Consider the following 24,091-nt stretch of genomic DNA (forward strand, 5'->3'; position numbering starts at 1 on the left):
AGAGTTCGTCGCCAAGGACGTTCGCGCCTGGATCGAGGCCGTCGGTGCCAAGACAGCGTTCATCGAACCGGGGTCACCCTGGGAGAACGGCTACGTCGAGAGCTTCAACGCCCGGATGCGGGACGAGCTGCTCAACCGCGAAATCTTCTATTCACTGAGGGAGGCCCAAATCATCATCGAAGGTTGGAGAAAGCACTACAACACCAAGCGACCTCACAGTGCATTGGGCTACAGGCCACCGGCACCGGAAACCATCATCCAGATGGAACCAAGGCCGGTCATGCACTAACAATCAAACTGGACCAGTCAGATCAGGCTACTCAAAAGGTTTCGAGGAAACTCTGGTCCATCCACGCCGCCTCGGCCGTGCCGGAGGCAATGCGATTGCGCATCTCGTCGATCTTGTCACTTTCTGCTTCCAGAAGCTTCAGGTTGACGCGCTCTGGGCCGGAACCGTGCGGCCATTCGGCCGGCTGCCTTGTGGCTTCCTTCGTGGTCCTCAGGTCGATGATCGTGGAGACACTCATGTCTTCAAGCGCCGCCATGCCGTCCGGCGAGATATGATCGATTTCTCCAGAGCGGATCAGTTGGCCAGTCCGGACCATCCTTCCGTGCTCCGTTGTCAGCCCACCAAGGTCACGGGTGTTCTTGACTCCCTCCAACGCCACGAAGCGAGCGGTTTCATGCTCCTGCGCCGCGACTGGCAAGGCGAGGAAAGCCACCAAGATCGAGGAAAGGATTGCCTGTTTCATCAAGTTACTCCGACTATTCCATTCGAACTCGCGAGGCGAACCAGAGCGACAGCGCAACAACCAGGCAGCCCCGGATCATGGGGCCGAGCGGAGCGATACTCCAGATCTGGAACGCCCTTGCGGACATCTTTCCCAGATCTCGGCAGGAAGGCGGCCGGGTCGGAGAGGGAGCCTGCCCGCTCATGCGGCTGCCTGCCGATCCTTGTCACCGCGAGAGGCGGCAGACGGGTCGCCCACACGGTTGATGTCAGTATGCCGGAAGAACTCTGCCCACACGTGCCAGAACAGGCCCGCCTTGACGTCGGGCGAGCGGGCAAGCTGGTGCCCATCAGGCGTCTTCCCGAAGAAATCGACCTCTGCCACATCCTCGCCGGTGTCGTTGATCCAGACGTTCAGGCTCTCGTAGAGCGGGCTCCAGGAGACCACGAGCGGTTGTCCTCCGACCAACGCGTTTACGGTATTGCCCTGGGCGACCACGAAATCGTCAGTCCAGCAGGTGGCGTCGGAGCCGATATTCACGCCCCAGACATAGGTCTTGGTCGGCAGGCGCGGGTCGACCGGGTGTTCGAGGTTCTGCATGATCGGCTTCGCCTCGGTGTGGTGTTTCTGGATTGTCGCTGTGAAGGCGAGCTCCATCGCGAAGTCGAGCAGCCGCAGGAGCGGATTCTTGGGCGGCTTGTTGAGGAACACCGTTCCCTCGGGATAGGCCTTCTGGAACCCCCGGAAGGTCATGCGGAAGGTTGGCCAAGGCTGCATCCTGAGGCTCTGGCGCAGGGGGCATGCCGGCCCATCGGTGGAGGTGTCGGCATCCTTGGCGCGGAAACCGTAGATCTGTTGGATCGGCTCGCCAGTATTGTTGTCCCGCAGGACGAGATTGTTGCCGTGCTGGGCAAGCACCTCCATTTCGATTTTCTCGCCCTCGACCTCTGGCGTCATGCCGAGGCCCAGATTGGCGATGGCACAGAACGTCATGACCACATTGGAGCCTTCGAGCCCCTCCTCCGTCCCGGCTAGGTGGGGGCGCATGATCTGGGACTGCGGATGCGCGCGGGCGACGCCGTTCTTCTCCAGCACGATGACCTGCGTGGTCGGGCTGACGAAATCCCGGGCCTCCTCAATGCTGTAGTATTTCGCAGTCTCTTTCTGGTTACGAAGCCCTTTGTGTACGTAGACCCAAACGAAGGCGATCAGCGCACCGGTCAGGATCGTTGATGTCCAGAACAGCCATCCGGGGCCCACACTGAATCCGATATGCACAACCGCCGAGGCCAGCCAGGTTCCGGCACCGATTGCCAAGAACTGGTACTCGTTGCGGATGAATCGGTCGACATTGACACGTTTGGTCTTCATGACCAGCTGCGGGATGTCGCCGAGATCTCGGAAATACAGCAAGCCCATGGTCAGTGAAACCAGAAGACCAGCATAGAACAGAAGATGTCCAATCATGTCTCAGATCCTTTCGGTTGCCCAGGGTTTCGAGTGGAAAAGGGAGCCGTTCCTTTGACTTACACGCTGAGGTATTTTCGAACTTCCTGTTCTAGTCCCGAGAGGCTGTCGCGGATATCCGGCAATGCGGGGTCATCGACGGCGCAGGGCAGTAATCCCATCAGGATCTCGTAGTCGCTACAGATCTCGGCGAAGACACGGTCGTTGGATCACAGACGCTCGATCTCATCGGCATGATCGGAAAACCTGCGCGTCAATGCGTACATAGATCCCTCGTTCTTTGACGCAGCGCGACGCACGCCTCGCACTGTTTGCATACAGGACGACTTTCGGTGGAGAATGCGTGCGTGCATAGGTATCTTGGCGTATGTTACGCCGTAACATAACTTGATTTCAAATACTTGCAGCCAAAGATTTGTGGGGAGTAACCTTGTTTGGCGACAAAGAGAACAATCCGTCAAGTGCTGTTGAAGCTGTTTCAGGGGTCGATTCCGAATCCATTCGAGACGGTTTGAGAAATGTTGTCGCCAGTCCGGAATTTCAGGGCGCCGAACGGTTACAAGCCTTTCTGACTTATGTTGTCGAAGAGGTTCTGGCCGGACGTGGCGACCGCATACGCGCCAAGACGATCGTCGAAGATGTCTACGATCGTTCACCTGGTGAAGGGCGCGACCCCATGGCGGTTGTCCGTGTGGACGCTGGGCGCTTGAGGCGCCGCCTAAGTGACTATTACGCTGGGTCGGGATCGGATTCTGCAATTCAGATACACGTTGATGCGGGGGGCTATGCGCCACGTTTTGAGCAACGCGGGCCTTCTGCACCGAAAATTCCGACCGCCACGCCGTCCTCCTCCAGCACTCGATTGCGTCGCGTTCTGTTTCTGGTCGGCGGTATAGCAGCCATGTTCGCAATCGGGTGGCTCACAATCGGCCACACCTTCTCTTCCGCGCGCCTCAAGGAAGAGGAGCGTCGGGCGGACGACGTGCGCGAAGCTCTGTTCAACACGTCACCGGTCAAGCTCCAGGCGGCGAACCTGGCCGAACAGTCGCGAGCCTTGCTGTTTCCGGTTTTGGACCCAGAGCGGTTGACGCTGGTGCGGGCTTTGTTCGAACGGGCAATCGTACTCGATCCGGACTATTTCGGCGGCTATGCTGGGAGCGCCCAGGCTCTGGCAACGCTGGCAATTACATCTCCACCCGGTCCGTCTAGGAGTGAATTGGAGGCGCAAGCCGTTCAACGCGCAACTCGTGCATTGGAACTCGCACCCGCCGAAGGCTGGAGCCATTCGGCGGCGGCCGTCGTGGCGATGGCCCAAAAGGATTACGACGCGGCACTGGCGCAGTCGTCCCGGGCCCTGACGCTGTCGCCGGAAGATGTCTGGCTCCGAAACTTGGATGCCCTGATCGCTCTATTCAGCGGCGAATTTGAGCGTGCGATCCAGTCTGCAGATGCCGTCGGCCGGCAAGCCAATCCCGGCAACAGGTTTCCCCACCGAAACGTCATCGCGTCGGCCAAGTTCCACCTTGGGCACTATGCGGAAGCGATCAAATTATACAACACGGCGGCCCGTGAGGGTGACCCGATCAGCGCGATCAGCCTGGCATACCTCGCCGCCGCACAACAGCGACTTGGCGAAACTGAGGCGGCAGCCGAAATGCTCGCGCTCACGGAGAAAGCCTGGCCCGATTTCCCCATCGAAGCGCTTTTTCTATCTCTTTTCCGAGATCCGGTTCATGCCTTGGAAATCACTTCCCCTTTGGAAGAAGTGGCAGGAGCTGTCCAAGTTCCGACACGGTCGCAAAGGTGAGCACTTGCTTCGCGAACGAGAGGTGCTTTGAGCGTGGGGGTACTTCGTTGCCTGGTACCCGGCAGAATGGAGTCCTGCTGCAGAAAACAGCCTGCAGAGGTTCCGAGGGAACCAGCACATCCCAAGACCGTCAACGGTTCCCATGCGGAATCTCTCTATCATAGCCGTCATTCGGCGTGATCTGCGCAAATGTCTGGTCAGGGCCGTTCGCGACGGTGTGTTGTTGCTCGCTCATAGACCAATACGCCCTCTTGGGCTCTGTCGCTTTCGGCTCAAAGTTGCCCTTCGCTATTGCCTTTCCAGACGTCCGCTTTGGTGATCCTGCGAAATGAAAGCAATGCCGATAGGACAACTATTTCGGCCCGGTTAGGCTTCACGCTCAATCAATAAACATCGGAGAAGGTGTTCGGCTTCAGGACGAAACCAGGGATATCAACCAAACCATCGCGACCAGAACGGGTTGATGAACCAGATAGAATGTCAGGCTGTGTTGCCCGGGCCAGGCCAGCCTGGCCGCTTGCACGAAATTCGGCCAGTTGGGTTCAAGTTTCCCGGGAGGCACAGCTTTCGCGAATGCCATTCCCGCGAGATAGGGGGCAAGCCATGGAACGATGGGAATGAAATCGACAGTTGGTGGGACGTTCCTGCTCAGGCCGGTCCATGCCCACCGCGGCGAGAGATCGAGAGAACGCGCAAATGCTGTGTCGATCAGAACGACCAGCGCAACGGCCCCCATTAGCGACCATGCTGGCGCCTTTCGAAGCGCGATGCCAAAGAGGCCGGCGACGGCAAGAGCATGCAGAATTCCGAAGTAGATGAAGTGGTCGGGGAGTGCTGCATAGGTGACCAGGGTCACAAACATCGCCGCCGTTGCTATCGTCGCGAGACGCTTGCCCCATGAGCCCAGCCTGACCTCGCGGCCATGGGCGACGACCATGCTGACACCCGACAAAAACAGGAAACTTCCGGCGGTCAATCGCGCAAATGGCGCCCAGAACCCAGTCAGTGTTGTTCCGGGCGGAATGAGCCTGAAGAATTCGAGATCGCGGGTGAAATGAAAAACGACCATTGCCATAAGAGCGATGGTTCGCGCGATATCGATCCAGAGAAAGCGCTGTCGGTGGGGGCCGACTGCGTCTCCGAAGGGTTCATCCTTTGCAACTCGCGCAGGCATGTTTTTCGAATGAAAGCAGGTCAGCCGCGATCGTCTGTCGGCGAAACCGGATCGATCTGGTCGCCCCTGATCTTCGGACGCGGCGATGTCAGGTTTTCACCGGCCATAATCACGAAGTCCCGTCCGGATTTCCGGTCGGGCGTCGCCGCCAGATCGGAAACGATCATGGTCATTCCCGGATGCATCCGTTCCCGCATCGCTGAATTGAAGTCCCTGGGTGCGCGCAACCGGGAGAGAATTCCCGCCTCCGGCATCCCAAGGCTCTCCGTACCCGGATCAGGATAGTGGGTGACGGCGTGCCAGACCAAGGACGTGTCCTCCGGCCTCGGATGGGTCAGCATCATGACGTGTTCGCCAAGCGCGGGGGAGCCGTCGATGGTCAGATCGGCTTCCAGGATTTCGACGCCATCTTCGATCAGGACGATACGGCGATCTGCGCCCGTGGCCATGACCGTCGTGACAGGGTAGTCGGCAGCCTGGCCCCAATCGGATGGGTGTGACTTGGCGCTGAGCGCCTGCACCGCGGCGGACATCTCGGATTCCGCTGTGCCGCCGAGGACCAGCCCTGGATGGGTCAACTCCCAAGGATCGCTGTTCGAGCCAGCAATGATAACTGGTGTGCCGATATGGGTGACTGTGAAGAGTTTTTCGGAAAACTCTAGCGGCAACCGCACGCAGCCATGGCTTGCCGGGTATCCCGGCAGTTTCCCGGCGTGCAATGCGATCCCGTCCCAGGTCAGCCGGTTCATGTTCGGCATCGGCGCGTTGTTGTATGTCGAGGACCGGTGGTCCTTGTCCTTCTGCAGGATGGTGAAAACACCTGTAGGTGTTCCGTGACCCTTCTTTCCGGTCGAGCATGTCGAGACCGCGATCCGAATGCCATTACGGTAGACATGCACCTTCTGTTCCGGCAACGAGACGACGATTGCCACCGCACCGGCAGGCGACCGATCGGGATGCCATGTGTAGTCGCCGGGAAGCATGTTCTTGATGTCGTATACGATCTCATCGTTCTCGTTGGCGACAAGCGGGAGGCCCGAAAGAATCCCTGCACCCGCCAGCCCTGCGAGAGTTTGTCGCCGGCTCCATCCGCCGCCACCGTCACTACGAAATGCCATTTCTGCCCGCCCTGATTGCCTGCATATTCTAAGCTTCCACAAAACCACGCAGGTATTTCAGAGGCAATCGCCGTGTTCGGAGCCCGGAGAAGAAGTTGTTCGACTTTGGAAAAGGACGCCCCCGACAACTTGGGAAAATCTGCCTCTATCCTACGCGTGAAGATATCGCCCGCCTGTATTTCGAATGTAGAGCTCCCTGTTAGACATTCATCGCGGCGGAAATCAACGGGCCTTCCGCCGCGACAACCTCGGTCGCCACAAGCGTCCAAGTTCTCGGCATACCGACCGATGGAACAAAGTCGCTCATCGGTTTCAGGGCCACACCAAATTAAGGATGAACACCGCGGCACCGATTCCGAAGAACAGCGGCCAGCTCCACCTTGGGCCACCGTCCTTGTGCGGGATATAGAGACCTGCTTTATTCATGCCGATCATCACGACAAAAATGAGAACACCTGAAATGAGCGCATGTGCGAGGTCAAAGTGCATTTGACCCTCCTTTATTGAGTTGTCATTTGTCAGTCCTGCCGCCGTGGAAGTAGCGACAAAGCAATGTCAGGATCGCGAGGTTAAGCAACGGCGCCATAGCGGCCAGCCACGGCAGAATCTCGTCAGGAAGCCCATTTAGCCAAAGAACCCACGGCATACCAAGCGGCATCAGGAAAACCCCTGCCAAGGGGTCGCGCTCCTGACCGAAGAGCCCGAAGGTCCCGATCAGGAGCAACGCCAGGGCAAAGAGGTACAATACCCCGACGATCCGAATGATCCATTTGCAGAGGCTCAACAGTCCTCGGCGGGCAGCATCGCGATGTCGGAATAGCGCCCGTCCGCCGTGGTGATTGCCGCGCATGATCCGGTCGATCGGTTGAACCAGTAGCTCGTCAGACCCTCGCTGCGGATCAGTTCATAGCCGCGCGCTTGAAGCCCGCCCTCGGCCTGACCCGCACGTGCGCCGACGAAGTCCGAAAGATCTCCGGCGCCACCAGTGCTCGCAGGTGCAGATGCGCTGCCCGTGTCTTCGACACATCCCGCAAGTGCAACAAGCACCACTACGCCGGCAATCGTTGTCCATTTGTTGATCATAGTGTCCCTCTTTTCCATTCATTTGAGGTGGTTAATTGGTCGTTGGTCAGCGAATACCGACCGAGAGGTTGCTATGTGGATTTGCTGAATATGCGTTCACTTACTCAATCCCGAGTGTCCAGGTGCGAGGCCCCCGCGAACCTTCACGATGCTGGCCTTTGCCCGGTCGGCCTGGCGGCGACATCATGGCCATCGCGCCGCGGATGCACGCGAGTGGGTAGCCTTGCGTTTTCAGCGCGCTTTCGGTGCGCCAGTGCAAAATCTCGTCAATCAGGCGTGTCTTCGTCTTGGATTGCGCGGGATCGTTCCACAGGTTGTTCATCTCCAGCGGGTCGGCGGCGAGGTCGAAGAGTTGGCCCTCGTCGGAATCGACGAAATGAACCAGCTTTAGGTCACCCTCGCGCACCATCGTCACCATCCGTGTGCCTTCGAGCAGCGCGTCGTTGGAATGCTCACAGAAAACCCGCGGCCTTTCCTCGCGCCCACCGCGCAGTAGCGGGCTGAGCGAGCGGGCTTCCATCCAGTCGGGCACGGTGACGCCGGCCATTTCGAGGATCGTCGGGGCGAAATCGAACAGCGACACCAGGGCGCGAATGCGCCGCCCGCCGTCGGTCAAACCCGGCCAAACGACGATGGCAGGGACGTGGATGGTGCTTTCATACATGTTCCACTTCTGCGAATGGCCGTGGTCGGTGAGACAATCGCCGTGGTCTGAGGTGAAGATCACCACCGTTTGATCGAGCACGCCGCGCGCCTCCAACGCGTCGAGGATCTCGCCGATCTGGTCGTCGATCATGGTCACGTTGGCATAGTAGTGCCTTCGCTGGCGATCGGCCTGTTCGGGGCTCGGATCGGGCAGGTGGACGATACCGTCTGCGTCATCGTCGAGATGGCGCTGGCGCAACATACGGTAGGCCGCGGGTTGGTCGGCGATGTCGTCTGCCGGGATCGGCGCGGGCAGTTCGCGCCCCTCGTACTTGTCCAGATATTCTTGTGTCGGGTCGTAGGGTGGGTGCGGTCCCGGAATGCCGATCTGCAGGAAGAACGGCTCCTCGCCCGGGTAGCGCTCGATCCACCATTTTGCCATCTGTGGCACCAGCACGTCCGGATGGAGGATGTCCTCGTCCTCCCAGACCCATGCCCCCATCAGGTTCTCGTAGCCCTGCCGCCTGCGCTGCGTAACCCGGCTCGGTTTTTCCTTGCCGCGGGCGAAATACGCCTTGTCCCAATTGTCGAGGTAAAAAGGCAGAGTGGGGTGGTCGCGATCCTTGTTCTCGGTGACGTGACGCTCGTGGAAGCCGAACGCGCCCTCCACCGGCCAGGTGTGCATCTTGCCGACATTCACCGTGTGGTAGCCCGCCTCGGCGAGGTCCTTCACCCAGCAATAACTCCATTCCTCGTCGTTGCGGAATACGCCGTTGGTGTGCGGGTAGGTGCCGGTAAAGAGCGAGGCGCGCGACGGGGCGCAGGACGGCGAGGTGATGTACATCTTCTCGAACACAGCGCCGCGGGCAGCGAGGCGGTCGAGATTAGGCGTGATCATGTGGTCGAAGCCGTTGGCTGCGATGGTGTCGTAGCGCTGCTGGTCTGTGATGATGAAAACGATGTTCGGACGCTTTCCCGTACTTCCATTCATAGTTTCAGCCCTTCACGGCACCGCCCATGGATTGGACGATGTATTTGTTGGCGAAAACGATCACTGGCACCGTCGGCAATGTGAGCACGATACTGGCGATGGCGATGCTGCCCCAGTCGACGCTGGCATAGGAGACGAAATTCATGATCGCAACCGGCGCCGTCACGGTGTCAGACCGGGTGATAATGAGAGCAAAGAAGAAGTCGTTCCACGACAGGAGGAAGGCGAGCACAGCGGTGGCGACGAGACCAGGGCGGGCGGCCGGGATAACCACCCGGCGCAGGGTCTGACCCATCGTGGCGCCGTCGAGGAGCGAGGCCTCGATCAGCTCGTCGGGGATCTGGCTGAGAGAGGTCCAGGACGACCACACGACGAGCGGCAGGGTCAGAACCATGTAGGCGCCGATGAGGCCCCACCACGTGTCGAGGAATCCGATGTTGAGATAGAGGATGAAGAGCGGGATGACGAAGCCCACGGGCGGTGCCATCCGCAGGAGCAGGAGCGCCCAGGAGGCGAGGAACTTGCGGCTCGATCGACCCTTGGCCAGCGCGAAACCGCCCGGCACGCCGATTACCACGGCGAGCGCCGTCGAAACGCTGGCGGTGATGAAGGAGTTCAGAAGCGCTTTTGGAAAGCCGGAATCGGCGAGCTTGCCGATGTTGGCGAGGGTAAGGGCTGTGGGGCTCTCCCAAATCGGCTCGAATAACCGGTTCTCGGGCCTGAGCGCCAGGATGAACGACCAGATGATCGGTAGCAGGGCGAAGAACAGGAAGGCCAGCATCATCGTCACGCCGGCGGCCTGCTTCCACGAAAACGCGTTCTTGCTCTTGGGCTTACGCATCGGACAGCCTCGCGTTCATGCGCGCCACCCAAAAACTGATGATCGCGGCGAAGATGAACAGGAAGACGGCGATCGCCGCCCCGTAGGAGACCTTCGAGTTCTGGAAGGTCTGGATAAAGGCATAGTAATTTGTGGCCTGGGTGGCACGACCCGGCCCGCCGTTTGTCATCACGTAAATCAGCGGGAAGTGCTTGATCGTCTCGATGAACCGAAAAAGCGCGACCATCAGCAGCGCAGGCTTCAGGAGCGGCAGGGTGATGCGCCAGAAAACCTGCATCTTCGTCGCGCCGTCGATCGAGGCGGCTTCGTCGAGATCGGTCGAGATGCCTTGGAGAGCGGCGAGGATGAGCAGCATCACAAAGGGAAAGCTCGCCCATGTGTCGGCAATGACGATGGCAGAGATCGCTCCCCAGCGAGTGGTGAGAAAGGCCGGAATTGTGATGCCGAACAGGTCGAAGAACGCATTGATCGGGCTGAGGGTTGGCGTGAACAGCGAGAGCCAGACCAGCGCCACCGCGACGTGCGGCACGACGAAAGGTACGACAAAGAAGCCGCGGACGTGACGCCAGCGCGGGATGATCTTTTCCAACCCGACGGCGATCAGGGTGCCCGCGATCACCTGGGCGATCACACCGAATACCGACAGTGCGAGCATGACCCAGACCGAGTTGATGAAGCGCTTGTCGCTCGCGAGCTTGGTGAAGTTGTCGAAGGTGAAGCCGGTGTCCCAGCCTTTCACCAGGTCGAACCCGGTAAACGAGAGCACGAACATGCCGACGAGCGGCAGCACTGCGAAAACCAGCACTGCAATCACCGCAGGCAGGAGCATCAGCCGGTAGGACCGTTGCAGGACAGGCTGGACGCCGGAAATCTGGTTCATTGCTTGGGCTCGGTTCCTAGAACAGGCCGCCGGCAGCCCGAAAGTGCGGCCGCCGGCGGGAGGTGGCAGGGCTATTCGGCGAGGATCTCGGCCATTTCGTCCTGCGCGGCGGCAAGCGCCTCTTCCGGCGTTTCCAGCCCGTTCACCGCTGCGTTGATGTGCTCGCCGATCGCGGCGCCGAGTTCGGGCCATTGCGGCAGAAGCGGCCTGTAGTGTCCGATCGCGTCGTTTAGCATGTCGACTCGCACGTTGAGGAAATCAGGGTTGATCGACTCGTACTTGGCGATCACCTCGGGGTTGGCAGCAACCGAGGCGCGGGTGAAATCCGGGTAGGGTTGCGCCAGCGCGATCTTGGTCAAGGTCTCCTCCGAAGTGGCCCATTCGATGAACTTGAACGAGGCTTCGGGGTTCGGCGCGTCGGCCGGGATACCGATGCCGTGCACGGCGATCGCCGGTGACCGACCATTGGGGCCTTCAGGCACCGGCGCAATCGCCATGTGCTCTGCCACCTGACTCTTGCCCGGGTCAATCGATTGCGCCGCTATCGAAGTTCCGTCGACCAACATGGCAAGCTTGCCCGCCTGACTCGAGGCCGCGACTTCCGAGAAGTTGAAGTTGCCGGCGCCGGGCGGTCCGTAATTGTTGATGAGGTCGATGTAGAGGTTCAGCGCCTCCAATGTTTCCGGCGAATTGAGCGCGGGCGTGAGGTCATTCGGGTAGTCGGCGAAGAACTTGCCCCCATAAGCGCGCATGATCATCGGGAAGACAAACATATTGAATCCCTGACCCGGCGCCGCGCGCATCGCAAACCCGGCGACATCGTCGCTGTGCACCGCCTTGGCAACCTCGACCAACTCGGCCCAAGTGCCTGGCGGGCTATCATAGCCGGCCGCGGCGAGGACGTCCTTGCGGTAGGCCATCATGCCGGTCTCTGCGAAGAACGGTAGCGCCCAGTAGTCGCCATTGACGAGGTAGGCATCGAGCGGGCCCGCAAGTATGTCTTCCTTGCTATCCATCCCGTTTACCCCGTCGGTGACGGGCTGCAGCCAGCCCGCCTCGATCCATCGCTGCACCTGGATGACCGGGGTATGCACTACGTCGATATCACCGGTCTTGCCAGTGAAACTGAGCGTGATGCGGTTCTCGAACACGTCCTGGCCTACGACCTCGATATTGGCGGTCATCCCGGTTGCGGCCTCGAAATCGGCTTCAAGCTCGGCTAGCCCGTTGGTGTAGGGCATGCTGAACAGGATAACGTTGAGGTCTTCCGCGTAGGCGGGCACCACCGTGAAAACGGTCGCCATAGCCGCCGACGCGAGGCGGGTAAGTTTGGTCAGTGTCATCGCTATTCCTCCATGTGTTTCAGGTTCGAGCGGCAATCAAGCCAGTCCTGCGTTGTTGGCGGAGCGAAGGATCTTCGCTTCGCGCTGCTCTTGCTCCATAACCTTGGTCAGCCGGGTGCGGGCGCTCTCCAACTCGCGACGATACCCTGCGATCCGAATCTCGCGATCCGCCGCCGGCGTCGCTGCTTCGGCAATCGTCAGGAAATGCAGGAAATTCCCGTCCAGGTCATCCACAACCAGTGCGAACCGACGGAGCCCAACACGGTTGCCCTCGAAGTCGTAGTCAAAGTCTTTCCCAATCGTTGCCTCGATCAAGCGGCGAGCGGATTCGGGAGCGTAGGGTTTCAGTTCGGGACTGTTGTCGTGGAACGTGGCAAGGTTGAACTGGTACTCCAGTTGCTCTTGGCCCAGCCGCGCGAGATAGAGGCGGCTCATTGCGTCAAGTTCGTAAAGTGGCCGACGGAAGCCCGCTTTGGCACGGATCGGTACCGGCGGCGGGTCGAGATCGGTGCGCGAGTGCCAGTACAGGTCCTGCCCGGTCACCACCACCGCCTCGGAATAGGCCGCGTGTTTTGCGGTGATCTCTTCCATGATCTCGTCGAGCGCCTCTAGATAGGTCTCCGACATAGGGACGTTCTTGGTGAGCCGAAAGTTCGGCACAACGAAGCGCTGCGACGTCCGGAATACGTAGCCCCGATCGTAAAGCACCTTCATGATCCGGTTGAGCGTGGCAGGTGAAATGCCGAGGTCGCGCGCAATGTCGACCTGCTTCACCGGCGCGTCGCCGGAGGCCATCAGGTATTCCATCACGCTCAACAGCCGGTAGTTCGGGTTCACGAAAAAACCCCTAGATAAATTCCATTATTGGAATTATGTTGCATCATATATGAAATTTGTCAACTGACGAAACCATCGCTGCGCATCGGGAGCGAAGCCGCATGACCCAGGTCAAGCTGGAGCACATCACCAAGTCGTTCGGCTCGGTTCATGTCATCAAGGACGTATCGATCGGAATCGCCGACGGCGAATTCGTCGCCCTCGTGGGGCCGTCCGGCAGCGGCAAGTCGACGATCCTGAGGATGATCGCGGGGCTCGAAGACCCGACGGGGGGGATAATCCGGATTGGCGAGCGTGTAGTCAATGACCTCATGCCGAAGGACCGCGACATCGCCATGGTGTTCCAATCCTATGCGCTCTACCCGCATATGAGCGTGCGAGAGAACATGTCGTTCTCGCTGGAACTGGCCGGCCGCCCTAAGGCCGAGCGCGACGCGGCCGTGGCGGAGGCGGCAGAGATCCTCGGGCTCACCGACCTCCTCGACCGCAAACCCAAGGCGCTTTCGGGCGGACAACGTCAGCGGGTGGCGATGGGCCGCGCGATAGTGCGAAAGCCAGAGGTGTTCCTGTTCGACGAACCGCTGTCGAACCTTGATGCCAAGCTACGCACGGCAATGCGCAAGGAGGTGAAATTGCTTCACCAACGCCTGGCTTCGACCTCGATCTACGTCACTCATGACCAGACCGAAGCGATGACCATGGCCGACAAGATTGTGGTGCTGAACGACGGCATGGTCGAGCAGATCGGTTCACCGACGGAGCTCTACACGGCGCCCGAAAACCTGTTCGTCGCGGGTTTTATTGGCACGCCGCAGATGAACTTCATCGAAGGGATGGTATCCGCCGACGGGACTGTCAGGCCCGACGGAAACGCGCACCTTCCCAGTCTCCGCGTCGACCCCGGCCTGCCGCTGGCCGCGGGCGATGCGGTCGTTGTCGGCATCCGCCCCGAGCGCATCAGGTTCGTCCCGGACGGGGCCTACCCCGCCAATGTCGAGCTTGTCGAACCGATGGGTAGCGAAGCACTCGTCACCTGCAATTTCGGTCCATACGAACTCCGGGTCCAGGACCGGTCGATGGAGACGGTGGCACAGGGCGCGGACGTCCGCTTCGATTACGACCCGGTGCTCGCTTTGGTCTTCGTCCGCGACAGCGGAAAACGTGTCGTCAAGGCGGGGTGAGGGACGCGCCCGATCTTTGCAGGTGACTCCAAGTGCGAAAGGACCGAATGCCCGAACCGCGCCCCTTTCACGTGATGACCAAGCCCATCGGGCCGCGCTGCAACATCGATTGCAGCTATTGCTACTACCTCGAAAAGGAGAAGCTCTACCCGGACGAGAAGAAGTTCCGGATGCAGGACGATGTTCTGGAGACCTATGTAAAAGGGCTCATCGAGGCCGAGGTCGAGGCCGGGATGCGCGAGGTGCCCTTCGCCTGGCAGGGCGGCGAGCCGACGATGCTGGGCCTCGGTTTCTTCGAACGCGTGATCGAGTTGCAGGCCCGCTACCGTCCCGAAGGCGTGCGGATCACCAATTCGCTACAGACCAACGGCATGCTCATCGATGATGCCTGGGCAAGGTTCTTTGCAAACCACGACTTCCTGATCGGGATAAGCATTGACGGGCCGAGATCGGTCCACGACCGCTATCGGCGCGACCGAGCTGGCCGGCCGACCTTCGATGCAGTCATGGACGGCCTGGATAACCTGCGGCGGGGCCGGGTCGACTACAACATCCTTTGCACGGTGCATCGGGCCAACGCCGGAAAGGGCCGCGAAGTCTATCGCTTCCTGCGCGACTTGGGCACTCAACACATCCAGTTCATCCCCATTGTCGAACGGCGCAGGACCGATGGCGCGCTCTCCGCCGCGCCACAAATCGATGACGATCCATCCAGCATGGTGACGGAATGGAGCGTGGCACCGAAAGCCTACGGCAAGTTCCTCTGCGATGTCTTCGACCAGTGGTATCGACACGATCTCGGACGCATGTTCATTCAGTTCTTCGAGAACCAGGTTGGAATGTGGATGGGCCGCCCGGCCAATCTCTGTGTCTTCGCCGAGACTTGCGGCGACGGGCTCGCGCTGGAGCACAATGGCGATCTCTACGCCTGCGACCATTTCGTTTACCCGGAGTTCAGGCTCGGCAACATCATGGACGAGGACATCGGCGCCCTTGCCTGGAGCCAAAAAGCGAGGGACTTCGGCGCCGCGAAACGCGAGACATTGACGGCCCAATGCCGCAGTTGCGAATATCGCTTCGCCTGCAATGGCGGCTGCCCCAAACACCGCTTCCTGATGTCGCGTGGCGGGGAACCCGGGCACAACTACTTCTGCCAAAGTTACACGATGTTCTTCCGCCACGCCGGCGATCGGCTGCGCGACATAGCGGCCAAGTCCATGAGAAGCTTAGACGGGGAGATCGGGTAGCTCCTTGGTCAAAACCAAATCCGCACACTGGCGGGCCGCGTCGGCAGAACAATCCGCAAGACTTCAGACGTCAGGACGACATACGCAGAAAATGCGAAAACCAACAACCATTTCTCATGGCGAATGGAAATGGCCAGTCTGAGCTGGCAACGACCAAATCGTTAGAATGCCATATTGTCCGCTTCGTCCCTTGACCGGTCGTCGCTGCAATACACGTCGAACGTCTGGAGTCCGCCCACCTTGTCCAATGCGGCGGCGCAGAACGTTGGTTGGAAGCCTGTTCGGCGAAGGGTCTGAACGGCGGTTTGCGAACATTCGTCGGTGCCGAGCGAAGGAACGAGTTTGTGGAGTCTTTTTGCGCCGGTATCGTTTGCGAAATGCGTCCTGACTCGCTGCACGAGGTTGCCTATGTCGAACTGGAAACCACCAACCGAATGGTACCTGGAGCAGTTTTCGAAGGAAGGCGACTGGAAGCACGGGGTTGATGCTGAGATGATTGCGCGGGTTGAGGGCGCGATGTCGACTGAAGCGATCGATGCCATCTCCGAGGAGCTTAAGGCAAATGATTGTCCTGCTGACCGACAAAAACTCGGCAACCTGCTTCAGCATTGGGCCAAGATCGAGCTTTCGGAAGACAGCGTCGTAGATCCCGCCGGGCGCCTAAAGCACACCCGAAACTCTGCCAGATCGTTGGCGAAACGCATGTCTAGTTTGAAAGATCAATTGGATGCGACCTCGGGCGACGTGGCCTATCAAACGAGCCGCCATGTTCAGCACCGACTTCGTGTACACTACACAATGCACTTGTTTGACGCGCTGCGCGGCACGGTTGATGAACTGCTTCCTGCAGTGCAGGCATCGGCAGCAGAAGAACTGCCGCGAGGTCGAAGGGAAAACACTTCTCTTCACGCGTCGGTTGAGACGTTGCGGGAGATCTTTGAGTACGTCACTGAAAAGCACGCTTGGCGCACTTATGATCCGATTGAAGGCGCCGAAGTGAGTGCGTTCTCACGGTACGTCGAGTCAGCGTTCGATGCTTTGCTCGGCAACGAAGCCCCAAAGACGGATTCAGCAATCAGAACAGTCTTTGATGAACGCAAAGAAAGAGACGCAGCGTTGCCTGAGCACATGCGATCTTTCGACGACGACTGAGGGACGACCTCCAATCCACCTCGTGTGCACCAAGGAGGAAATTCTCTCTAGCTTGGTCCGAATTGCCTCCTTAGCTCATTTCCGTTCGTTCTTGGACAATTCACGCCAGTAAAACCCACTAGGCGACGAACGTGTCCAAGGAACGCAAAATCCTCGATCCGTCCAATGAGGACGACCGCCGACCCAGCGTAGGTGTCGAGCCTCTTAAGCGCACCGATGTCGTTCTGATCTCGCTCGCCCGGCTTCTCGGTCGAGCTGAGGGGACATCGTCCAATTCGGAGCGCTGCGAGTCGTCGCCCGGCCAGGAAAAAGGAGATCATTCATGAAAATGCTGAAGGTTGAGCAGGTGGCCAAAGAGCTTCAACTCTCTGTCCGGACTGTCAGGCGTTTGATCGAAGAAGGGGTGATTCCGGTTCACAGGATCGGTCGGTCGGTGCGCGTTAGTGAGGATGATCTCAAGCGTTACATCGCCTCCTGCCGCCAGGTGTAATGGCAGATCAGCGCATTATCTGTCTTCGCAAGTCACATCGGTGGGTCGGTATTATGATTACTCGCCAAATTAGAACCACGCCTTCTGTGATATAGAGTAATCATGATTCATGTCAGATGTCATCTCATGGCATCACAAGGAACCGCATGTCACAAACTACTGTATCACAATCCGACGCCAATCCCTTCGCGGATCCGACGATCCCAACCCTAGAAGAGGTACTGGATCGGATCGCCGCCGATGATCGGCTGACCAAGGCTGAGAAAACCGCCCGGACCTCGGCAATCCGCACGGCAGGCCGTGCAATCGGCCTGCCATTGTCGGCAATCCCGGCCCATCCAGCTTTCCTGCGCAAGAAGCTTGCATCGGTTGTTCCGGCACGCGTCGGGCTCAGGATCACTTCCTGGCGCAACGCGAAGAGCATTCTGAACAAGGCGCTCCGCGAACAAGGGCTTGACGTTATGCCAGGGCGTTACCTGTCGCCGATCTCGGATACATGGAAACCCTATTGGGAGGCCTTGCCACAGCGGCCATTCCGGATCGCACTCAGTCGTTTCATTCGGTTTGCATCGACGCGTGGACGTGGGCCGGACGACATTGCAGAAGACGACTTTGCCGACTTTGACCGCGCGTTGATGCAGGAAAGTCTCGTTAAGGCGCCGGAAACCGTGAGCCGTGATACGCGGCGGTTCTGGAATGAAGCCGGCGATCTGGAAGTGGACTGGCCGGCCTTGCGGGTGGCGGTTCCCGATCGCCGCGACCGCTACATTGTGCCTTTGTCGGAGTTTCCACCAAGCCTGGCGGAAGAACTGAATGAATACCGCAATGCCCTCTGTGGCGACATTCTCGATATCGACAGCCCTGTCAAACCGATCCGGCCCGAAAGCGCGGACAACAAGATTGTAGCGCTGCACCGGATTGCGTCGGCGGCTGTCGCGGGTGGCATGCCGCCCTCGGACATACCGGATTTGAGGACGGTTGTTCGTCCGGACGTCGTGAAACGTGCCCTGCGATACATCCGGGAGCGAAATGGAAAGGACAAGCTCAAGTCCTTCGACACCCTTCTTGCCCATGCCCTGTCGACAGCGCGCCACTGGGTCAGGGCGCCGGAAGAAGAGATTGCCCAGCTGAACAGGATCAAGCGCGCACTCGATATCAACACCTACGAAATGAGCGAGGCGACCGGCCGGGTGCTGCGCGACCTCAACGACCCGGCATTGCTGCGCCGACTCATTCTGCTGCCGAACGAAGTGTTCGAGGAAATCGCCCGCAACAAGGATCGGAAACGCGTCGACCTCATCGAGGCGCAGGTTGCACTCGCAATCGCCATCCTGATCTGTGCGCCGATCCGCCCGAAGAACCTTGCCGCACTCCATCTTGAGCGGCACCTGTTGGAAATCGGCGCTGGCCGCAAACGTCGCCGCCACATCCGGATACACGGCGAGGAGGTCAAGAATGGCGAGGATCTCGAGTATCCGTTGCCCAACCGCGTCGCTCACTTACTGAATGTGTATTTGGAAGAAATCCGGCCGCGCCTCGCGCGGACAGACAATCTCTACCTGTTTCCGGGAGAGATGGATGGACCCAAAGGCGCCTCACTTCTGAGCAACCAGATTGCCAATCTCACGGAATCCCGCCTCGGGGTAAGGATGACTGCGCACAAGTTCCGCGCTGTTGCTGGAAAGATCATCCTCGACCAGAATCCGACCGGTCAGGAGATTGCGCGACAGGTTCTTGGCCATCGCGATATCACGACAACGGCGACCTATTACGCACCATTGCAGCGCGATCGTGCCATCGATCTCTACGACAAGGCTATACGTGCCACCGCATCAGGCAATGGAAGGCACTACCGATGAAACCCTCTGCAACCTGGTGCCTCCATCTTCTGAATTGGCCGGAAGTTGACCGCGACGCCTGGAATGCTGCATTTGTCGGCGAGGACTGGCTGGACGACGCGGGTCCCGGATTTCACCTTAGGCCAAAAACGCGCGAGAAGTATGCCGAAGAGTATGGTCACTGGCTTGCGTGGCTTTCCGATGAGGGGCTTCTTGACCCGCAGGCCGCACCCGCAAGCCGTGTGACCCAGGAACACCTTGCGGCATATGCTACTTGGATGCGAGATCGTGTTGCACCGGTGACCGTTCGCATGCGGGTCGAAGGCCTCGGGCACGCCCTTGCTCTGATGGATCAAGCTCATTCCCCAGAGGTCTTTCGCAAGATCCTTGACCGACTGCCGAAGACGCCGAGCCGTGACAAACGCCGCCAACTGCGGGACCCTGTCGAGCTGATCGATCTTGGACACGAGTTGATGAGCCGGGCGGAGAATGGCGCGTTCGGACCACCGCGTTATAATGCGGTTGGGTATCGTGACGGCCTTATCATTGCCCTCTGTGCAAACCGGCCCTTGCGCCGGTCCAACCTCGCCGCCCTTCGGATCGGCGTTCATCTGCGGAACGTTGCCGGTGTCTTGCGGATCGTCATACCGAGTGAGGAAACGAAGACCCGCGTGCCAATCGATATGAGCTGGCCGGAGCCACTGCTGCCGGCTCTCGATCGCTACGCAGATCATTGGCGGCCGACTCTGCTCGGGCCTCACCGCGACCCTGGAATGCTCTGGATCTCCCGTTGGGGTGGCGGGGCGCTCTCCGCCCATACACTGGCCTGCAATATCAGGCGTCATACCGAAGAGGCCTTCGGCGTCGCCATCAGCCCGCACCGTTTCCGCGACGCGGCTGCAACCATGTTGGCGATCCGGGATCCGAAGAACGTTCGGGCCGCCGCTGCCGTGCTCGGCCACGGCTCCTATGAAACAACCCAGAAACATTACAATCTCGCCCGGCAACTCGACGCCGTTCGCCTGCTGAACGACAGCGTCGACGCCATTCTGTGCGACAAGGAGGTTCAATGAGCAAATCTGACACGCAACGGGCAGCTATCTATTCGCGGTACTCCTCCGATCTGTCGAGCGACGCTTCGATCGAGGATCAGGTTCGACGCTGCCGGGCGTATGCGGAGGCCAAGGGTTGGGTGGTTTCCGGCGAGTTTGAGGATCGGGCGATTAGCGGCGCGTCTGTTCTGAGACCTGGTTACCAGGATCTGCTTCAGACGGTGCAAACGGGCAAGGTCGACGTCATCCTTACCGAAGCACTCGACCGTCTTTCGCGTGACCAGGAAGATATTGCGGGTCTTTTCAAACGCGCCCGGTTCCTCGGTGTGCGGCTGGAGACAGTCTCGGAGGGCGAAATTGGCGAACTTCACATCGGCCTCAAGGGGACGATGAACGCGCTGTATCTGAAGGACCTGGCGGACAAGACCCGTCGCGGGCTTGAGGGCCGGATCAGAGCGCGCAAGAGCGCCGGTGGCCTTTGCTACGGCTACGCGGTCGTCCCGGGCGAGGAGAGAGGCGATCGCGAGATCGTTCCGGCCGAGGCGGCCACCATCCGTCGAATCTTCGAGGCCTTTACCGCTGGAAAGTCCCCCAAGGCTATCGCACGGGATCTGAATACAGACGGCATCCCGGGGCCCCGCGGTCGCATGTGGCGCGACACGGCCATTCGAGGCCATCGCCAACGTGGCACGGGCATTCTCAACAACGAGCTCTATGTCGGTCGCCTAGTCTGGAACCGGCTCCGTTATGTTAAAGACCCTGCAACTGGCAAGCGCGTCTCTCGCATCAATCCGCAAGACGAATGGATCGTTGAAGATGCGTCTCACCTCCGCATTGTAGACGATGGCGTATGGGATCGGGTCAAGGAACGTCAGGCTGCGATTGATGCGACCCCAGCGGTCCAGGGAATTAAGAAGAGCCGTTTCTGGGAGCATCGTCGACCGGGACATCTCCTCACTGGGCTTCTCCATTGTGGCACCTGCGGTGGCGTGTTTGCTTCTGCTGGTCGTGATTACCTCGCCTGTTCCAATGCGCGAAAGCTGGGAACCTGCGACCAACGAAAGGGCATACGGCGCCAAGTCCTGGAGGGCTTTGTCCTCAATCTGCTTCGCGAACGGTTGATGCAGCCGCAAGCCGTGGAAGCTTTCATTCAGGCGTATCACAGCGAGGTCAACTCTGGCCGTGATGCAGAAGAAGCTAAGCGTGCGGAACTGGTCAGACAGCACAAACTCGTCAGCGACAAGCTTGACGGTCTCTACGATGCGATCGCGGATGGGCTTCGTACACCGGGTTTGATGGCGAAGCTGGAGGCCCTGGAGGCTGATAAGGCCGAACTGGAAGCACGAGTATCGGTACCGCCTCCGTCCCCTGTACGGCTGCATCCGAACCTTTCCGCAATCTACCGGCAAAAGGTCGAACGACTCGGCAAGTCCATCCAGGACCCCGGCATTCGCGACGAAGCCCTCGCGCTTCTTCGCCAACTGATCACGCAGGTTCGGATCATTCACGCGGCCTCCGGATGGGAGGTCCAGCTAGATGGCGATATCGAAGCACTTGTGGTTTTGGGGGCCACCACCGAAACTCGCGATGGCCATGGCAGGACCAAGGCATCGCTGAGTTCGGTAAAAGTGGTTGCGGGGGTAGGATTTGAACCTACGACCTTCAGGTTATGAGCCTGCGGTTTCCGAAGTCCCGCATCCGTCCGCCATTGCGACAGGAGGTAACGCTGGTTCCTGCAGAACCGACTGGACTACGCGGGCGTAGCACGCATCACTGTCCTTGCGCCCGATGAGTTCGGGCTCTCCCTGGTACCGGGGGACGGCATTCCGCCGTCCCGGGATCGAGGAGACCAGACATGCCCGACCGCAAACGGACCACCAAGATCGAGAGTGTCCGATCGCTTCTGCGCCGCCCTGCCGGCGCAAGCCTCGAGGCGATCTGCAAGACCACCGGCTGGCAGAAGCATTCCGCCCGCGCCGCGCTCAGCACCCTGCGCAAGAACGGCGCCGCGATCGAACGACGAACGGCGGAACGGGATGACGCACCGGCGACCTATCACATGATAGAAGTGGCTGAGACATCCTCATGAGCCCGCGGATCGATGTTGCCGTGCTTGCCGGGATGAACCGCCCCGACCTTATCGCGACCTGGCAGGAGGTGTTCGACAGCGCGGCCCCCAAAAGGCTGAGCCGCGCCTTCCTGCGCCGGTTCCTCGCCTTCGAGTTGCAGTCCCGCCGGTATGGCGGGCTGTCCCGACAGGTCACGGCGGCGCTGACAGTCCGCCCTGCATCAACAAAGCGGCCAACCTCCCCTGCCCTCCAGCCCGGCGGCCGCCTGCTCCGGGAATGGAACGGCGTGACCCATGTCGTCGATGTCGGCGAGGACGGGTTTTCCTGGAATGGCAGGCGCTACCGCTCGCTTTCGGCCATCGCCCGCGAGATCACCGGCGCTCACTGGTCCGGGCCGCGCTTCTTCGGCCTGTCCGGAAGCGCCCCAAAATGACCGCGCGGCCGAAGATCCGCTGCGCGATCTATACGCGGAAGTCTTCCGAAGAAGGGCTCGACCAGGATTTCAACTCGCTCGACGCCCAGCACGAGGCCTGTGCCGCCTATATCGCCAGCCAGCGGCACGAGGGCTGGAAACCGTTGCCGCAGCGCTACGACGATGGCGGCCTCTCTGGCGGCACGCTGGACCGCCCTGCCCTGCAGCGCCTGCTGGCGGAGGTCGATGCCGGCCGTATCGACATGGTCGTGGTCTACAAGATCGACCGGCTGACCCGATCGCTCGCCGATTTCGCGCGGCTGGTCGAACGCCTCGAAGCGGCAGGATGTTCCTTCGTCTCGGTCACACAGGCCTTCAACACCTCGTCCTCGATGGGGCGGCTCACGCTAAATGTGCTCCTCTCCTTCGCCCAGTTCGAGCGCGAGGTGACGGCCGAACGCATTCGCGACAAGATCGCCGCCTCGAAGAAGAAGGGTCTCTGGATGGGAGGCAACCTGCCGCTCGGCTATGATAACCACCCCGACCCGAAGACCCGGACCCTCGTGATCAACTCGACCGAAGCCGCCATCGTCCGACGGATCTTCGATCTCTATGCCGAACTGGGATGCCTGCGGCGGGTGGCAGAGAGTGCTGCGGCGGAAGGGCTGCGCTCGAAACGCCGGCTACGGGCGGACGGTAGGGTCACCGGCGATCGGCCAATGTCCCGCGGGCAGATCCATTTCCTGCTCCGCAACCCTGTCTATCTCGGCCGGATCCGCCACAAGGAGAAGAGCTGGCCGGGCCTGCACGAAGCCATCATCGACGGGGATCTCTGGAAGCGGGTCCAGGACATGCTGGGCGCGGCCGCGCGCCGGTCGAGACGGCAGGGAGATGCCTCCAATGGTGGGAAGGCCCGTGATCGTGAGGCATGGCTCACCGCCAAGCTGCAGGATGAGACCGGGGACCGGCTGACGCCGACACATACGCTTCGGAATGGACGGCGGCTCAGATACTACGTGTCCAACCGGCTGATCTCCTGCGGCACCGACCCCACCGGTTGGCGGCTTCCGGGCCCGGCGCTGGAAAAGGCGATTGTCAATGTCGTGGCAGCACATCTCGAACATGCCGCCACCTCCCACCGGATCCTGGCAACTCCGGACGCATCCACGGCCGGAACGATGGCACCGAGGATGCGGACCTTGCTCGACCGCATCGCCGGGTTCGATGGCGCGCTCTGTGGCGACCTCGTGAACAGAGGCAGTTTGCGGCGTGGCCGGATCGAGATGGAGCTCGACGCGTCGGTGCTCGCGCGGGAACTCGCGCTTGCCGAGAAAGATCTCCACCCGGATCTTCTGCATGTCACCGCTGCCTTCGACCTGCGCCGCCGCGGTGTCGAGGCCCGGATCGTTGTCGGGGACATCAGGCCATCCCCCGACCCGTATCTCCGGGCCATGCTGGTCCGCGCCCATGGCTGGGCCCATGAACTCCGATCCGGCACCGGGGTCTCCGAGATCGCCCGACGCGAGAAGGTTCCGGACAGCTACATTCGCACCCGGTCCCAGATCGCTTTCCTCTCGCCAGGGATCCAGTCGGCCATCCTCGAGGGATCCCAGCCGCCGGAACTCACGCAGAAGCGCCTGGTCAGCAACACGCTGCCGCTCGACTGGGCGGAACAGGAACGTCTGCTCGGCTTCCGCGAGGCCTGAGCGCGGCAAGCGCGATCGGCGCGCCGG

At 60.3% G+C, this 24,091-nt stretch carries 24 protein-coding genes; 12 read left to right on the forward strand and 12 right to left on the reverse strand.

The features are described 5' to 3' along the window. A partial coding sequence (locus tag BLR85_RS18875; protein ID WP_139188453.1) for an integrase core domain-containing protein occupies positions 1-289 on the forward strand: 289 nt, incomplete at its 5' end. Between the two features lie 31 nt (positions 290-320). Here BLR85_RS18875 and BLR85_RS18880 read toward each other — a convergent pair. Next, positions 321-752 carry a tyrosine-protein phosphatase gene (locus BLR85_RS18880; protein ID WP_093160598.1) on the reverse strand — a complete coding sequence of 144 codons (432 nt, stop codon included), beginning with the start codon at positions 750-752 and terminating at the stop codon, positions 321-323. Between the two features lie 180 nt (positions 753-932). After that, positions 933-2,198 (reverse strand): DUF3179 domain-containing (seleno)protein, encoded by a 1,266-nt coding sequence (locus tag BLR85_RS18885; protein ID WP_093160602.1) that lies wholly within the window; start codon positions 2,196-2,198, stop codon positions 933-935. Positions 2,199-2,628: 430 nt separating this feature from the next. On the opposite strand from BLR85_RS18885, the gene BLR85_RS18890 reads away from it, so the two are divergent. Beyond that, positions 2,629-4,005, forward strand: a complete 1,377-nt coding sequence (locus tag BLR85_RS18890) for a tetratricopeptide repeat protein (RefSeq protein WP_139188454.1) — start codon at positions 2,629-2,631, stop codon at positions 4,003-4,005. 412 nt (positions 4,006-4,417) lie between these two features. Here the strand turns inward: BLR85_RS18890 and BLR85_RS18895 are convergent, their stop codons facing one another. The 10 genes from BLR85_RS18895 to BLR85_RS18935 form a co-directional block, all read right to left on the reverse strand. Beyond that, the gene (locus BLR85_RS18895) at positions 4,418-5,107 is read right to left on the reverse strand and encodes a heparan-alpha-glucosaminide N-acetyltransferase (protein ID WP_280138496.1); all 690 of its coding nucleotides are present in this window, start codon (positions 5,105-5,107) and stop codon (positions 4,418-4,420) included. A 92-nt stretch (positions 5,108-5,199) separates the two neighbouring features. Then, complete coding sequence (locus BLR85_RS18900; RefSeq protein ID WP_093160617.1) at positions 5,200-6,297, reverse strand: L,D-transpeptidase; 1,098 nt, start codon at positions 6,295-6,297, stop codon at positions 5,200-5,202. Between the two features lie 312 nt (positions 6,298-6,609). Then, on the reverse strand, positions 6,610-6,786 hold the full coding sequence (locus BLR85_RS29225) for a hypothetical protein (protein ID WP_170844636.1): 177 nt from the start codon (positions 6,784-6,786) through the stop codon (positions 6,610-6,612). A gap of 22 nt (positions 6,787-6,808) precedes the next feature. Next, positions 6,809-7,081, reverse strand: a complete 273-nt coding sequence (locus BLR85_RS18905; protein WP_244520785.1) for a hypothetical protein — start codon at positions 7,079-7,081, stop codon at positions 6,809-6,811. Next, positions 7,078-7,380 carry a hypothetical protein gene (locus tag BLR85_RS18910; protein WP_093160622.1) on the reverse strand — a complete coding sequence of 101 codons (303 nt, stop codon included), beginning with the start codon at positions 7,378-7,380 and terminating at the stop codon, positions 7,078-7,080. Before BLR85_RS18910 ends, BLR85_RS18905 begins: the two co-directional genes overlap by 4 nt. Positions 7,381-7,480: 100 nt before the next feature. Further along, on the reverse strand, positions 7,481-9,016 hold the full coding sequence (locus BLR85_RS18915; RefSeq protein WP_093160627.1) for a sulfatase family protein: 1,536 nt from the start codon (positions 9,014-9,016) through the stop codon (positions 7,481-7,483). 4 nt (positions 9,017-9,020) lie between these two features. After that, positions 9,021-9,857 carry a carbohydrate ABC transporter permease gene (locus BLR85_RS18920; protein WP_093160632.1) on the reverse strand — a complete coding sequence of 279 codons (837 nt, stop codon included), beginning with the start codon at positions 9,855-9,857 and terminating at the stop codon, positions 9,021-9,023. Beyond that, complete coding sequence (locus BLR85_RS18925) at positions 9,850-10,737, reverse strand: carbohydrate ABC transporter permease (protein ID WP_244520786.1); 888 nt, start codon at positions 10,735-10,737, stop codon at positions 9,850-9,852. The genes BLR85_RS18920 and BLR85_RS18925 overlap by 8 nt, the downstream gene beginning before the upstream one ends. A gap of 71 nt (positions 10,738-10,808) precedes the next feature. Next, positions 10,809-12,080 (reverse strand): ABC transporter substrate-binding protein, encoded by a 1,272-nt coding sequence (locus BLR85_RS18930; RefSeq protein WP_093160637.1) that lies wholly within the window; start codon positions 12,078-12,080, stop codon positions 10,809-10,811. Positions 12,081-12,116: 36 nt separating this feature from the next. Further along, positions 12,117-12,917: a winged helix-turn-helix transcriptional regulator gene (locus BLR85_RS18935; RefSeq protein WP_139188455.1), complete on the reverse strand. Its 801-nt coding sequence runs from the start codon at positions 12,915-12,917 to the stop codon at positions 12,117-12,119. Between the two features lie 101 nt (positions 12,918-13,018). Between BLR85_RS18935 and BLR85_RS18940 the strand changes: the two genes are divergently transcribed. From BLR85_RS18940 to BLR85_RS18990, 10 genes are all read left to right on the forward strand, one after another. After that, positions 13,019-14,098, forward strand: coding sequence for an ABC transporter ATP-binding protein (locus tag BLR85_RS18940; RefSeq protein ID WP_093160646.1), 1,080 nt, complete (start codon positions 13,019-13,021; stop codon positions 14,096-14,098). A 47-nt stretch (positions 14,099-14,145) separates the two neighbouring features. Beyond that, positions 14,146-15,345: an anaerobic sulfatase maturase gene (locus BLR85_RS18945; protein WP_093160651.1), complete on the forward strand. Its 1,200-nt coding sequence runs from the start codon at positions 14,146-14,148 to the stop codon at positions 15,343-15,345. A gap of 408 nt (positions 15,346-15,753) precedes the next feature. After that, positions 15,754-16,497, forward strand: coding sequence for a hypothetical protein (locus BLR85_RS18950; protein WP_068316647.1), 744 nt, complete (start codon positions 15,754-15,756; stop codon positions 16,495-16,497). 322 nt (positions 16,498-16,819) lie between these two features. Then, positions 16,820-16,987 carry a helix-turn-helix domain-containing protein gene (locus tag BLR85_RS18955; protein ID WP_082739240.1) on the forward strand — a complete coding sequence of 56 codons (168 nt, stop codon included), beginning with the start codon at positions 16,820-16,822 and terminating at the stop codon, positions 16,985-16,987. Between the two features lie 146 nt (positions 16,988-17,133). After that, positions 17,134-18,846 carry a tyrosine-type recombinase/integrase gene (locus BLR85_RS18960; RefSeq protein WP_170844637.1) on the forward strand — a complete coding sequence of 571 codons (1,713 nt, stop codon included), beginning with the start codon at positions 17,134-17,136 and terminating at the stop codon, positions 18,844-18,846. Beyond that, positions 18,843-19,898: a tyrosine-type recombinase/integrase gene (locus BLR85_RS18965; protein ID WP_068316639.1), complete on the forward strand. Its 1,056-nt coding sequence runs from the start codon at positions 18,843-18,845 to the stop codon at positions 19,896-19,898. Before BLR85_RS18960 ends, BLR85_RS18965 begins: the two co-directional genes overlap by 4 nt. Beyond that, complete coding sequence (locus BLR85_RS18970) at positions 19,895-21,550, forward strand: recombinase family protein (protein ID WP_093160734.1); 1,656 nt, start codon at positions 19,895-19,897, stop codon at positions 21,548-21,550. The genes BLR85_RS18965 and BLR85_RS18970 overlap by 4 nt, the downstream gene beginning before the upstream one ends. 182 nt (positions 21,551-21,732) lie before the next feature. After that, positions 21,733-21,966, forward strand: coding sequence for a DUF3489 domain-containing protein (locus BLR85_RS18980; protein WP_093160661.1), 234 nt, complete (start codon positions 21,733-21,735; stop codon positions 21,964-21,966). Further along, entirely contained in the window at positions 21,963-22,379 is a 417-nt protein-coding gene (locus tag BLR85_RS18985; protein ID WP_093160664.1) for a DUF2924 domain-containing protein, read from the forward strand. Before BLR85_RS18980 ends, BLR85_RS18985 begins: the two co-directional genes overlap by 4 nt. Then, positions 22,376-24,064 (forward strand): recombinase family protein, encoded by a 1,689-nt coding sequence (locus tag BLR85_RS18990; protein WP_093160669.1) that lies wholly within the window; start codon positions 22,376-22,378, stop codon positions 24,062-24,064. Before BLR85_RS18985 ends, BLR85_RS18990 begins: the two co-directional genes overlap by 4 nt. Positions 24,065-24,091: the final 27 nt, after the last annotated feature.

The sequence above is a fragment of the Aliiruegeria lutimaris genome, assembly GCF_900099935.1.
In the GTDB taxonomy this organism is placed as follows: domain Bacteria; phylum Pseudomonadota; class Alphaproteobacteria; order Rhodobacterales; family Rhodobacteraceae; genus Tropicimonas; species Tropicimonas lutimaris.

What these genes read in the sequence shown, in the direction of transcription:
- BLR85_RS18880 (WP_093160598.1), bottom strand. Translation starts at nt 752, where the DNA reads ATGAAACAGGCAATCCTTTCCTCGATCTTGGTGGCTTTCCTCGCCTTG.
- BLR85_RS18885 (WP_093160602.1), bottom strand. Translation starts at nt 2,198, where the DNA reads ATGATTGGACATCTTCTGTTCTATGCTGGTCTTCTGGTTTCACTGACC.
- BLR85_RS18900 (WP_093160617.1), bottom strand. Translation starts at nt 6,297, where the DNA reads ATGGCATTTCGTAGTGACGGTGGCGGCGGATGGAGCCGGCGACAAACT.
- BLR85_RS29225 (WP_170844636.1), bottom strand. Translation starts at nt 6,786, where the DNA reads ATGCACTTTGACCTCGCACATGCGCTCATTTCAGGTGTTCTCATTTTT.
- BLR85_RS18910 (WP_093160622.1), bottom strand. Translation starts at nt 7,380, where the DNA reads ATGATCAACAAATGGACAACGATTGCCGGCGTAGTGGTGCTTGTTGCA.
- BLR85_RS18915 (WP_093160627.1), bottom strand. Translation starts at nt 9,016, where the DNA reads ATGAATGGAAGTACGGGAAAGCGTCCGAACATCGTTTTCATCATCACA.
- BLR85_RS18920 (WP_093160632.1), bottom strand. Translation starts at nt 9,857, where the DNA reads ATGCGTAAGCCCAAGAGCAAGAACGCGTTTTCGTGGAAGCAGGCCGCC.
- BLR85_RS18925 (WP_244520786.1), bottom strand. Translation starts at nt 10,737, where the DNA reads ATGAACCAGATTTCCGGCGTCCAGCCTGTCCTGCAACGGTCCTACCGG.
- BLR85_RS18930 (WP_093160637.1), bottom strand. Translation starts at nt 12,080, where the DNA reads ATGACACTGACCAAACTTACCCGCCTCGCGTCGGCGGCTATGGCGACC.
- BLR85_RS18940 (WP_093160646.1), top strand. Translation starts at nt 13,019, where the DNA reads ATGACCCAGGTCAAGCTGGAGCACATCACCAAGTCGTTCGGCTCGGTT.
- BLR85_RS18945 (WP_093160651.1), top strand. Translation starts at nt 14,146, where the DNA reads ATGCCCGAACCGCGCCCCTTTCACGTGATGACCAAGCCCATCGGGCCG.
- BLR85_RS18950 (WP_068316647.1), top strand. Translation starts at nt 15,754, where the DNA reads ATGTCGAACTGGAAACCACCAACCGAATGGTACCTGGAGCAGTTTTCG.
- BLR85_RS18955 (WP_082739240.1), top strand. Translation starts at nt 16,820, where the DNA reads ATGAAAATGCTGAAGGTTGAGCAGGTGGCCAAAGAGCTTCAACTCTCT.
- BLR85_RS18960 (WP_170844637.1), top strand. Translation starts at nt 17,134, where the DNA reads ATGTCACAAACTACTGTATCACAATCCGACGCCAATCCCTTCGCGGAT.
- BLR85_RS18965 (WP_068316639.1), top strand. Translation starts at nt 18,843, where the DNA reads ATGAAACCCTCTGCAACCTGGTGCCTCCATCTTCTGAATTGGCCGGAA.
- BLR85_RS18970 (WP_093160734.1), top strand. Translation starts at nt 19,895, where the DNA reads ATGAGCAAATCTGACACGCAACGGGCAGCTATCTATTCGCGGTACTCC.
- BLR85_RS18980 (WP_093160661.1), top strand. Translation starts at nt 21,733, where the DNA reads ATGCCCGACCGCAAACGGACCACCAAGATCGAGAGTGTCCGATCGCTT.
- BLR85_RS18985 (WP_093160664.1), top strand. Translation starts at nt 21,963, where the DNA reads ATGAGCCCGCGGATCGATGTTGCCGTGCTTGCCGGGATGAACCGCCCC.
- BLR85_RS18990 (WP_093160669.1), top strand. Translation starts at nt 22,376, where the DNA reads ATGACCGCGCGGCCGAAGATCCGCTGCGCGATCTATACGCGGAAGTCT.